The 11,234-nt window shown below is 71.7% G+C and carries 11 protein-coding genes; 5 read left to right on the top strand and 6 right to left on the bottom strand.

Annotation, left to right across the window (positions count from 1 at the left end):
* Positions 1-463 precede the first annotated feature (463 nt).
* The 4 genes from ACPWUT_RS11385 to ACPWUT_RS11370 are packed head-to-tail and all read right to left on the bottom strand — an operon-like array spanning position 464 to position 3,707.
* Positions 464-1,381, bottom strand: a complete 918-nt coding sequence (locus ACPWUT_RS11385; protein WP_284530620.1) for an ABC transporter substrate-binding protein — start codon at positions 1,379-1,381, stop codon at positions 464-466.
* A 57-nt stretch (positions 1,382-1,438) separates the two neighbouring features.
* Positions 1,439-2,182: an ABC transporter permease gene (locus ACPWUT_RS11380; protein WP_425837660.1), complete on the bottom strand. Its 744-nt coding sequence runs from the start codon at positions 2,180-2,182 to the stop codon at positions 1,439-1,441.
* The gene (locus ACPWUT_RS11375) at positions 2,179-2,859 is read right to left on the bottom strand and encodes an ABC transporter permease (protein ID WP_425837657.1); all 681 of its coding nucleotides are present in this window, start codon (positions 2,857-2,859) and stop codon (positions 2,179-2,181) included. Before ACPWUT_RS11375 ends, ACPWUT_RS11380 begins: the two co-directional genes overlap by 4 nt.
* On the bottom strand, positions 2,856-3,707 hold the full coding sequence (locus tag ACPWUT_RS11370; RefSeq protein ID WP_425837654.1) for an ABC transporter ATP-binding protein: 852 nt from the start codon (positions 3,705-3,707) through the stop codon (positions 2,856-2,858). Before ACPWUT_RS11370 ends, ACPWUT_RS11375 begins: the two co-directional genes overlap by 4 nt.
* A gap of 96 nt (positions 3,708-3,803) precedes the next feature.
* Between ACPWUT_RS11370 and ACPWUT_RS11365 the strand changes: the two genes are divergently transcribed.
* Complete coding sequence (locus ACPWUT_RS11365; protein ID WP_425837651.1) at positions 3,804-5,210, top strand: dihydrolipoyl dehydrogenase family protein; 1,407 nt, start codon at positions 3,804-3,806, stop codon at positions 5,208-5,210.
* A 27-nt stretch (positions 5,211-5,237) separates the two neighbouring features.
* On the opposite strand, the gene ACPWUT_RS11360 is transcribed toward ACPWUT_RS11365, so the two are convergent.
* Positions 5,238-6,326: a zinc-binding metallopeptidase family protein gene (locus tag ACPWUT_RS11360; protein WP_425837648.1), complete on the bottom strand. Its 1,089-nt coding sequence runs from the start codon at positions 6,324-6,326 to the stop codon at positions 5,238-5,240.
* Complete coding sequence (locus tag ACPWUT_RS11355) at positions 6,323-6,721, bottom strand: HNH endonuclease (protein ID WP_284530609.1); 399 nt, start codon at positions 6,719-6,721, stop codon at positions 6,323-6,325. Before ACPWUT_RS11355 ends, ACPWUT_RS11360 begins: the two co-directional genes overlap by 4 nt.
* 325 nt (positions 6,722-7,046) lie before the next feature.
* Here ACPWUT_RS11355 and ACPWUT_RS11350 point away from each other — a divergent pair, with 325 nt between their 5' ends.
* From ACPWUT_RS11350 to ACPWUT_RS11335, 4 genes are all read left to right on the top strand, one after another.
* Positions 7,047-8,126: a DNA glycosylase AlkZ-like family protein gene (locus ACPWUT_RS11350; RefSeq protein WP_284530607.1), complete on the top strand. Its 1,080-nt coding sequence runs from the start codon at positions 7,047-7,049 to the stop codon at positions 8,124-8,126.
* A 121-nt stretch (positions 8,127-8,247) separates the two neighbouring features.
* Positions 8,248-9,453, top strand: coding sequence for an ROK family protein (locus tag ACPWUT_RS11345; RefSeq protein WP_425837644.1), 1,206 nt, complete (start codon positions 8,248-8,250; stop codon positions 9,451-9,453).
* Positions 9,450-10,403 (top strand): carbohydrate ABC transporter permease, encoded by a 954-nt coding sequence (locus tag ACPWUT_RS11340; RefSeq protein WP_425837641.1) that lies wholly within the window; start codon positions 9,450-9,452, stop codon positions 10,401-10,403. The genes ACPWUT_RS11345 and ACPWUT_RS11340 overlap by 4 nt, the downstream gene beginning before the upstream one ends.
* Positions 10,396-11,211, top strand: coding sequence for a carbohydrate ABC transporter permease (locus tag ACPWUT_RS11335; protein ID WP_284530601.1), 816 nt, complete (start codon positions 10,396-10,398; stop codon positions 11,209-11,211). Before ACPWUT_RS11340 ends, ACPWUT_RS11335 begins: the two co-directional genes overlap by 8 nt.
* Positions 11,212-11,234: the final 23 nt, after the last annotated feature.

Below are 11,234 nucleotides of genomic sequence, written 5' to 3'. Positions count from 1 at the left end.
TTTCGTCTCGTCGCTGCGCTTCTCGCTCAACGACCGGGCGCCCTCCGCGGGTCCCTCCCGGCCCGGTCCTGGTTCGCAACTCCGGAAGGTTCCCGCCCAGCGGGCTGTGAGAGGCCGGTCGACCGCGGTTGGGGGGCGATCTTCCGGAGTTGTGGACGGGTGCGTTTCGACTCGTCGCTGCGCTCCTCGCTCAACGACCGGGTGCCTCTGCGGGTCCCTGCGGCCCGGTCCTTGGTTCGCAAATCCGGAACATTCCCGCCCAGCGGGCTGTGAGAGGCCGGTCGACCGCGGTTGGGGGGTGATTTTCCGGAGTTGTGGACGGGGGCGTTTCGTCTCGTCGCTGCGCTCCTCGCTCAACGACCGGGCACCCTCCGCCGCGGCGGGCCCCGGCCGCGGCGGCGCACCGCAGCGCAACGGCGAACGCCCCCGGGAACGGATCCCGGGGGCGTTCGCGTGACGGGTGTCAGTCGAGACCGTTGGCCGCCAGCCAGTCGGTCGCGATGTCGGCGGAGGAGCGCTTGTCCTCGGTCGACTCGACGTTCAGCGCCACGAGGCCCTCGGGGGTGAGAGCGGCGCTGATCGGGTTGATCACGTCGGCGATCTCCTCCGCGATCGACTCGCTCACCAGCGGCACCACGTTCGACGCGAGGAACAGGCCCTCGGGGTCGGCCAGGGTGACGAGGTCGTTGGTCTGGATGCGCGGGTCGGCGCTGTAGACGTTCGCGACCTGGATGTTGCCGGCGACGAGCTCGTCGACGGTGGTGTCGGCCGTGGCCGAGAAGGCGACGTCGACGCCGTAGACCGACTTCAGACCCTTCGGGCCGTACGGACGCTCCTCGAGCTCCGGAGCCCCACCGAGGGTGAGGTTCGCGATGCCGGCGAGATCGCCGATCTCGGTGAGGTCGTTCTCGGCGGCGAACTCGGCCGTGACGTTGTACGAGTCCTGGTCGGTCGCCGACGACTGGTCGAGCACGGTCAGCCCGTCGGGCAGGGCGTCGGCGAGGGCGGCGTACACGTCCTCCGACGCGGTGGCCGTGGTGGCCTCGTCGAAGAACTGCAGCAGGTTGCCGGTGTACTCGGGGATGAGCTGCACGCTGCCGTCCTCGAGCGACGGGATGTAGATGTCGCGCTGGCCGAGCTGGAACTTGCGCTCCACCGTGAAGCCGGCGTTCTCGAGCGCCTGGGCGTAGATCTCGGCGATGATCTCGTTCGAGTAGTACGCCTGGGAGCCGACGACGATGGTCGAGGTGTCGCCGGAGGCCGGCGGAGCGCTCGAGCTGTCGCCGCCGAGCGGGTCGGAGGTGGCGCAGCCGGCGAGAGCCAGCGCAGCGACGGTCGCGAGCCCGAGGGTCGCGGTGAGGCGGGTGCGGATGCGGGTCATGGTGCAGACCTTTCGTGATGTGCGGTGTGTGCGGTGCGGGACGGGAAGCGGTGCGGATCAGACGGTGGAGCCGGTCGCGTCAGCCGTCTTGTGGGGCCTGAGAGACGGGGTGCGGCCTTCGGCGCTCGCGCGACCGGCGACGCCGCGCGGGACGACGAGACGCTGCAGCAGGGCGAACAGTCCGTCGAGGAAGAGGGCGAGGGCGACCACGATGAGCGAGGCGCCGAGGACCTGGTCGAAGCGGTTGAGCTGGATGCCCTGCAGGAAGTAGAAGCCGAGGCCGCCGAGCCCTGCGTAGGCGGCGATCGTGACCGTCGCGACGACCTGGAGGGTCGCCGAACGCAGGCCGCCGATCAGCAGCGGCAGGCCGAGGGGCACCTCGATCTTCCAGAGCACCTGCCAGGGTGTCATGCCGACCGCGCGCCCGGCGTCGATCACGGCCCGGTCGATGGCCTCGAAGCCGGCGTACGCGCCCGCGAGGATCGACGGGATCGCCAGCAGCACGAACGAGATGACGGCCGCCTCGGTCTTGTGGACGACGCCGATGATGAGGATGAGGAGCAGCAGCAGACCCAGCGACGGCAGCGCGCGCGCGGCCCCCGACACGGCGACGGCGATCTCGCGGCCGCGGCCTGTGTGGCCGATGAGCCATCCGAGCGGGATGGCGATGAGCGCGGCGATCGCGACGGATCCGAAGGTGAAGGCCAGGTGCTGCCAGATGGCCAGGGGCAGCGGCACCGACGACCCGCTCAGCCGGTCGGGAGAGAAGATCCACGCGAACGCGTCGAAGAACAGATTCACGCCGTCGCCTCCGCCAGCACCCGGCGCGTCACGGCGCGGCTCTCACGGCGCCGCGGCAGCCACGGCATCAGCACCCGGCCGAGCAGGACGAGGGCGAGGTCGATCACGAGCGCGATCACGACGACGGCCACGACGCCCGAGAGCACCTCTTCGACGATCCGCCGCTGGTAGCCGTTCGTGAACAGGTAGCCGAGGTTCTGGACGCCGATGAGGATGCCGACGGTGGCCAGCGAGATCGTCGAGGTCGCCGTGACCCGCAGGCCCGCCAGCAGCACGGGGCCCGACAGCGGGAAGTCGACGGCCCAGAACCGCCGCCACGGTCCGTACCCGACCGCCACGGCCGACGCGCGGACGGCCGGGTCGATGGAGTCGAGGCCGTCGGCGACCGAGCGGGTCATGATGGCCACGCCGTAGACGGTGAGGGCGATGATCAGGTTGACCTCGGACAGGAACGGGATGCCGAAGGCCCCCAGCAGACCGAAGAGGCCGAGCGAGGGGATCGTGTAGAGGAGGCCGATCGTCGTGAGCGCCGCTCCGCGGAAAGGGGTGTAGCGCCAGGCGGCCCAGCCGATCGGCAGGGCGATGACGAACGAGAGCACGATCGGGATGATGCTCTGGCGCAGATGCTCGAGCGTCAGCCCCCAGATGAGGTCGAGGTTGTCGATGACCCAGTTCACGCGCGGTCCCCGGGAGCGGACGGGGCCGGCTCGCCGGACAAGAGCACGCCCTGGGTGCGGCCCGCGTCGTCGACGAGGACGGTGCCCCGCGGTGTCTGCTTGGCGCGCAGCGCCCGCGTGCCGCGATCGACCCCGACGAACTCGGCGACGAAGTCGCTCGCCGGGTTCTCGATGATCTCGTCGGGGGTGCCGACCTGCGCGATCTTGGCGCCCTTCTCGAGGATGACGACCTGGTCTCCGAGCAGGAACGCCTCGTCGATGTCGTGCGTGACGAACACGACGGTCTTGTCGAGGTCGCGCTGGAGCCGGCGGGTCTCGGCCTGCAGCTCCTTGCGGACGATCGGGTCGACGGCGCCGAACGGCTCGTCCATGAGGAGGATGTTGGGGTCGGCCGCGAGCCCGCGCGCGACGCCCACGCGCTGCTGCTGGCCGCCGGAGAGCTGCCGCGGATAGCGGTCGGCGAGGCGCCGGTCGAGGCCGACGATGTCGAGGAGCTCCAGGGCGCGCTGGCGCGCCTGCTTGCGCGGCGTGCCGGTGAGCACCGGCACGGTCGCGACGTTGTCGGCGACAGTGAAGTGGGGGAGCAGGCCCGAGTTCTGCAGCACGTAGCCGATGCCCCGGCGCAGCTGCACGGGGTCGCGGCCGCGGATGCTCTCGCCGTCGATCGTGATGTCGCCCTCGGTCGGCTCGATCAGCCGGTTGATCATGCGCAGCAGCGTGGTCTTGCCGCATCCCGAGGAGCCGACGAACACCGTCGTCTTGTGCGCCGGGATGAGCAGGCTGAAGTCGTCGACGGCTGTGGTGCCGTCGGGGAATCGCTTCGTGACGGCGCGGAACTCTATCGACATGTCGCCTCCGGATCGCGTGCCCCTCACCCAATCACACTCCTCCGACATCGTCGAAGGGGCTGGCACAGAGCGTCACACTTCCGGTATGCGTGGACCATGGACGACTACGACCTCATCGTGATCGGAGCCGGCCCCGTCGGCGAGAATGTGGCCGACCGTGCGGTGCAGCGCGGGCTGCGCGCCGTGATCGTCGAGAGCGAGCTCGTCGGCGGGGAGTGCTCGTACTGGGCGTGCATGCCGTCCAAGGCGCTGCTGCGCGCGGGCGCGGCGCTCCGGGCCGCGCGCGACGCGCCCGGCGCGGCGGAGGCCGTCACCGGCGGCGTCGACGTGGCGGCCGTGCTCCGCCGGCGCGACGAGATCGTGCACGAGTGGGACGACAGGGGCCAGGTGTCGTGGCTCGACGGCGCCGGCATCGACCTCGTCCGCGGCCACGGGCGCATCGTCGGCGAGCGGCAGGTCGCCGTCGGCGACCGGGTGCTGCGCGCCCGCCACGCGGTCGCGGTGTGCACCGGGTCCGCCTCGCTGCTGCCCGACGTGCCCGGCCTCGCCGACGCGCAGCTGTGGACGAGCCGCGAGGCCACCGGCGCCCGCGAGGTGCCGGCGTCGCTCGTCGTGCTCGGCGGCGGGGTCGTCGCATGCGAGATGGCCACCGCCTATGCCTCCTTCGGCACGCACGTGACCGTGCTCGCGCGGTCCGCCCTCCTGCGCGGCATGGAGCCCTTCGTCGGGGAGCGCGTCGCCGGTGGGCTGCGCGCGTCCGGTGTCGACGTGCGCATCGGCGCCGAGATCGCTCGGGTCGACCGGGAGCCCGACGGCACGGTCGTCGTGACGCTGGCCGACGGGTCGGCCGTCCGCGCCGCCGAGGGACTGGTCGCGACCGGCCGCGTGCCCCGCACGCAGGACATCGGGCTGGAGGCCGTCGGCCTCGAGCCCGGTGACTGGCTCGACGTCGACGACACGCTGCGCGTCCGCGGCTCGGACTGGCTGTACGCCGTCGGCGACGTGAACCACCGCGTGCTGCTCACCCACCAGGGCAAGTACCAGGCGCGCGCGGCGGGCGACGTCATCGCGGCGCGCGCGACCGGCGGTGCGGTCGACGACGGCGAGTGGGGCGCGCACGCCGCCACCGCCGACCACCGCGCCGTGCCGCAGGTCGTGTTCACCGAGCCGGAGGCGGCCGCGGTGGGCCTCACCGAGGCGCAGGCGCGTGCCGAGGGGATCGCGGTGCGCGTGCTCGACTACGACCTGTCCTGGGTCGCCGGGGCGAGCACCTACGCGCGGGGATACGAGGGGACCGCCCGCGCGGTCGTCGACGAGGAGCGTGGCGTGCTCGTGGGGGCGACCTTCGTCGGCCCCGACGTCGCGGAGCTCCTGCACGCGGCGACCGTCGCGATCGTCGGCGAGGTGCCGATCGCGCGCCTGTGGCACGCGGTCCCGCCCTACCCCACCGTCAGCGAGGTGTGGCTGCGCTGGCTCGAGGCCTACGGCCGGCCCGACGTCTGATCGGCGCGGGCGGCCCGGGCGCCCGGATCAGCTCCGCTCGTCCGAGGGATCCGGCAGCGCCAGCGCGACCTGCTCCGCCGTGGTCAGCGGCGCGCGGGTGATCAGCTCGTGCACGAAGGCCAGCTTGTCCTGCACGGGGGCCGAGATGGTGAACGGGTACAGGTCGCCCAGTCCCATCGAGCGGTTGATCCGGTTGAACGCCTGCGACATCCAGTCCCAGTCGCTGAGGAGGCGCCCGACGGATTCGTCGCGGTACGACTCGCGCGGCACCACGTCGACGTCGCGCAGGTCGGTGGCCGCGGCGTCGAGGTGGATGCCGATGGCCGCGGCGGTCTGCAGCGTGCCGCAGATGTGCAGATAGTGGGCGAAGGTCTCGGCGAAGTCCTCCCAGGCGTGCATCGTGGCGTACTCGGAGATGTAGGAGTCGCGCCACCCCTCGGGCGCTCCGGTGGCGTAGTGGCGCGAGATCGCGTCGCGATAGCTCTCGCGCTCGTCGCCGAACAGCGCGCGGCACCGCGCCCACGTCGCCTCGTCGGTGATGAGCACGTTCTGGAAGTAGTGCCCGACTTCGTGGCGCAGGTGGCCGAGCATCGTGCGGTACGGCTCGCCGAGGCGCACGCGGAGCGCCTCGCGGACGTCGTCGAGACTCTCGGCGAGGTCGATCGTGATGATCCCGCCGGCGTGGCCGATGATCACGCGGCGTCCGTCGGAACGGCTGGAGAGCAGGTCGAAGCCGAGTCCGCCGGGCTCGACGTCCCACGGCACGATGGGCAGCCCCAGATCGGCCAGCTGGAGGAGGAGGCGGCGCTTGGCCTCCTCGGTGGTGGCGAGCTTCTCGAGCGCGATCGTGTCGTCGGACGGCGGACGGGTGCGCGTCAGGCGGCACGAGATGCAGCGCCCGGCGGGCGCGTCCTCGCGCACGAGCCAGTTGCATCCCCACTCGCGCTGCGAGCACGCGTACCAGGTGACCCCGTCGATGACGATGCGGTCGTCGCGGAGGGGGTGGAAGGCGCGGTCGATCACCTGGTAGCCGACGTCGGTGCGGCACGTGGGGCAGCGGAGGGTGTCGAGCGTCAGGAAGCGGCGGCAGGAGGGGCAGCGGGGCGTGGTGCTCACGGGATCACGCTAGCGCCGGCTTCCTCGTCGGCCGATGCCCGGGGAGGAGTCCGCAGCCCGGCGACGATCCCGTACCAGGCGACGAGGAAGGCGGGCTCGTCCAGCCGGCGGCGCCGCATCCACACGGTGACCTCCTCGTTGCTCTTGCTGGCGTTGCAGGAGCGGCAGGCGGGGACGACGTTCTCGAGCGTGTACCGGCCGCCGCGCGAGATCGGGAGCACGCAGTCCCGCTGCAGGGCCACGCCGTCGGCGCCGCAGTAGGCGCAGCGCGCCCACGCGTCGAGGATGGCGAACCACTCGGCATCCGTCAGGTCGCTCCCCGAGGCCGCCACCCGCTTCGCGCGCCGCCGCGCGGCACGGGCGCGCCGGGTCTGCGCGGGCTTGCGGACGGTCATGACCCGACGGTAGCGCCACCCGGGCGCGGGGAGGCGGGGACGCGCGGCGCACCCGAGCGGTGGGCAGCCGTAACCCCGGAACCCCTGGGGCGAGCCGGACGGATGCGGCGAGGCCTGTCACACGGGCACCGCCCTCTCGCGCGGAATCCGGCCGGCATCGGCGGCGCTCGTCGCCCTCGGCCCGATGCGAGCGTGGACCCCGCGGACAGTGGGCAGTCGTCGTCGGCTCCCGGGCAGCGAGGCGGCAACGAGTGCCATCACCTCTCGGCGAGGCGGCAACGAGTGTCGTCGATCCGAGGTCGGCGCTCCTCGCTACTGTCATGACATGCACGAGCTCTCCCGAGACGACGCCCGCCGCCTGGTCGTGCGCGCGCAGCTGCTCGACGCGCAGCGACCCGGCGACGTGGTGGAGGTCGCCGAGCAGCTCGGCTCGATCAAGATCGACCCGACGGCGACGATCGCACCCGCCGAGCAGACGGTGCCGTGGAGTCGCATCGGCTGGTCGTACGAGCCGGGTCAGCTGCGCAAGGCGGTCGAGCAGGACCGGCTGCTGTTCGAGTTCGACGGCCACTTCCACGCCGCGAGCCTCATGCCGGCGATGGTCGCCCGGATGCGGGGACGCGTGTTCCGGGCGCAGGCGAGCGCGTGGATGGCCGCCAACGCCGCGTTCCGCGCCGACGTGCTGGCGCGCCTGCGCGCCGAGGGGCCGATGCCGGCGTCCCAGATCTCCGACACCAGCCAGGTGGCGCATAAGGACGAGGCCGGCTGGTACGGCTCCAACCAGGTGCCGCGGATGCTCGACCTGCTCTCCTATCTCGGCGAGGTGGGGATCGTCGGACGCGAGGGCCGTCAGCGGGTGTGGGACATCGGCGAGCGCGTGTACCCGGCTGATCTGCCGGTGCTCGACTACGAGGAGGCCGAGCGCGTGCTCGAGGCGCGGCGGCTGCAGGCGGCGGGCCTCGCGAAGCAGAAGTCGCCCTGGACGCCGGTGGGGACGGCGGGGGAGCCCGCGCGGGTCGAGGGGAGCTCCTGGACGTGGCGGGTCGATCCCGCCGCGCTGGCGGCGCTCGACGAGGACCCCGGCGGCCGTGTCGCCATCCTGAACCCCTACGACAGGTTCCTGTTCGATCGCCCGCGGCTCCGCGAGCTGTTCGAGTTCGACTACATCCTCGAGCAGTTCAAGCCGGCGGCGCAGCGCAAGTTCGGCTACTTCGCCCACCCGATCCTCGTCGGCGACCGCTTCATCGGGCAGCTCGACGCCCAGCTCGACAAGAAGCGGGAGACCCTCGTGGTGAACGCCGTCCACGAGCTCGTGCCGTGGGACGACGAGGAGACCGAGATGGTCCGTGCGGAGATCCTCGATCTCGGCAGCTGGCTCGGCGTGCCCGTCGCCGGCCTGCGCTGAGTTCCGCCCCCACCCGCCGACGCCCGCCGGAGTCTCCTCGGCCCTCCAGCCGAAACCGAGTATTGACGTCGTCCCGGACTTACTTCTACTGTTTATTCAGTTGTAAACAAAGGAGTTCACCGTGGCGGCAGCGCGAAGCCAGACCGACGTCAATCGCACCGCGATCCTGGCGCACCTGGGAGCGCACGGCAGCGCCTCCCGCGCCGACCTGGCCCGGGCGCTGGAGGTCTCTCCCGCCCTCGTCACCCAGCTCACCCGCGATCTCCTGGCCGACGGGCTGATCGAGGAGCAGGAGGCCGCCAGCAGCGGCGGGCGCCCCGCGCGCCTCCTCGGCCTCGTCTCGCACGACCTCGCGGCGATCGGCGTGAAAGTCGCCCCCGACCACGTGGCCTTCGTCGAGGTCGGCATCGACGGCGTGGTGCGCCGCGCCGACGTGCAGCCGTTCGACGCGGTCTCGCCGCTGGCCGCCTCCCACCTCATCGACACGGTCCGCCGCTTCATCGAGCAGAGCGGATCCGCGCGGGTGCTGGGGATCGGCGTCGGCCTTCCCGGAACCGTGGCCCAGCAGGGGATCGGCGTCGTTGACTCGACCCAGCTGGGCTGGGTGCAGGTTCCCCTCGGCGAGCAGCTGCGCCGCGCGCTGCACCTCCCGGTCGTCGTGGAGAACAACGTCAACGCGCTGAGCGCCGCCGAGCAGCTGTTCGGCCAGGGGCGCCGGTTCCGGAACGTGCTCGTGGTCACCGTCGGCAACGGCGTCGGCGCCGGACTCATCGCCGACGGGGTGATCGTGCGCGGTCGCTCGGGCGGAGCGGGCGACTTCGGACACGTCCCGGTGCGCGAGGACGGGCCGCTCTGCCAGTGCGGCAACCGCGGCTGCCTGGAGGCGATCATCGGTCAGGGCGCCCTGGTGAACGACGCGCGCTCGATCCGGCTCATCGGCCCCGACGAGGGCGTCGACGAGCTGCGCTCGCTCGCGGACGCCGGCAATGCCGAGGCGCGCGAGATCTTCGCCCACGCGGGCCACCAGCTGGGCCGCGCGATGGCGGGAGCGGTCAATCTCCTCGATCCGGAGGTCGTCGTGCTCCTCGGCGAGGGGGTGCAGGCGTGGAGCCACTGGCAGGACGCGTTCGACGCCGCCCTCCGCAGCGCGCTCGTCCCGGGCAAGCGCGGCGTGACGGTCGAGGTGGAGCGCTGGGACGACGACCGCTGGGCGCAGGGTGCCGCCGCGCTGGTGCTGGCGACCCCGTTCGACGCGCAGGGCGTCGCCGGCGACCAGGGCCGGCTCGTGCGCGAGCGCCTGGTGGCGGCGATGGAGCACCGGCCATGACCACGACCGCTCCCGCCCGGGCGGCGCTCGCCTCGCCGCCCGCGTCCTCGCCCGCGAGCCGGCGGGGCATGCCCGGCCGCCGCCGCGTGCGGTACGCGCTGACGGTCGCGGCCTTCCTCCTGCCGAGCCTCATCCCGCTCCTGGCCTTCGTGATCGGCCCGATGATCAGCGCGGCGTGGACGAGCCTGCACTCCTGGAACCTCATCGGCCCGATGCAGTGGGTGGGACTCGACAACTACGCGCACCTGCTCACCGACCCCGCGACCCGCGACGCCTTCCTGCACACCGTCATGTACATCGTCGGCTACCTGCCGATCGTCTACGTGGGCGGCCTGGCGCTCGCCCTCGCGCTCAACGCGCGGCTGAAGGGCCGGGCGGCGCTGCGCGGCATGTACTTCCTGCCGGTGATCACCAGCTGGGTCGTCGTCGCCCTCGTCTGGCGGTGGCTCCTCAGCCCGAGCAACGGCGTCGTCAACAACGTGCTCGCCTGGTTCGGGATCGAAGGCCCCGGCTGGTGGGCCGACCCGGCGTGGTCGATGCCGTCGATCATTCTCGCCTCGGCCTGGAAGGACCTCGGCTTCGTCATGGTGATCCTGCTCGCCGGGCTCCAGTCGATCAACCCCGACCTGTACGAGGCCGCCCAGCTCGACGGCGCCGGCTGGTGGCGGCGTCTGGTGAGCGTGACCCTGCCGATGCTGTCGCCGTCGACCTTCTTCGTGATCGTGCTCTCGCTCATCAACGGCTTCCAGGTGTTCGACCAGGTGTACGTGATGACCGGGGGCGGGCCGAACAACTCGAGCCAGGTGGTCGTGCAGCAGGTCTACGACCTGACCTTCCGCTACGGCCAGGCGGGCATGGCCTCGGCGCTGTCGTGGCTCCTCTTCTTCGTGATCATGATCGTCACCCTCGTGCAGTTCTCCGGGCAGAAGCGGTGGGTGAACTATGACTAGGCCGCTCCCGCGCCTCGCGCTGTACGCCGTCCTCATCGTCGGCGCCCTCGTGATGGTGTTCCCGTTCGTGTGGACGGTCGTCACCTCGATCACCCCCGGGGCCACGCTCACGACGACGCCGCAGCTCATCCCCGACGACCCGTCGCTCTCGCCGTACGTCGAGCTGTTCTCGCGCGTGCCGTTCGGTCGCGTGATCGCCAACTCGCTGCTGATCGCCGTGGCGAGCACGCTCCTGCAGCTGCTGACCAGCGCGATGGCCGCCTACGTGTTCGCGCGGATGCCGTTCCCCGGCCGCGGGGCCCTGTTCGTGCTGTACCTCGCGACGATGATGATCCCGTTCCAGGTGCTCATCGTCCCGCTGTTCGCCGAGATGAAGGCGCTCGGCCTCATCAACACCTACGCCGGGGCGATCCTGCCGACGATCGCGACCGCCTTCGGGGTGTTCCTGCTGCGCCAGGCGATCGCGAGCGTGCCCTACGACCTCGACCAGGCGGCGACCCTCGACGGGGCAGGACACCTCCGGATCTTCGTGCAGATCATCCTGCCGCTCATCCGCCCCGCCCTGGCGACCCTCGCCGTCTTCGCGTTCCTCAACACGTGGAACAGCTTCCTGTGGCCGCTGATCATCCTCCGCGAGCCGCTGATGCAGACCCTCCCGGTCGCCCTCACGAGCCTCCAGGGCCAGTACTCCACGCAGTGGGACGTGCTCATGGCCGGCTCGGTGATCAGCATCATCCCGATGTTCGCCCTCTACGTCTTCGCCCAGAAGTACATCGTCCAGGGCGTCGCCGGTGCCGGACTGAAGTAGCCCGTCACCACTGCACCACCTGC

Origin of the sequence: Microbacterium sp. PA5 (assembly GCF_049860775.1) — a bacterium.
In the GTDB taxonomy this organism is placed as follows: domain Bacteria; phylum Actinomycetota; class Actinomycetes; order Actinomycetales; family Microbacteriaceae; genus Microbacterium.
This window is presented reverse-complemented; position numbering and strand designations above follow the sequence as displayed.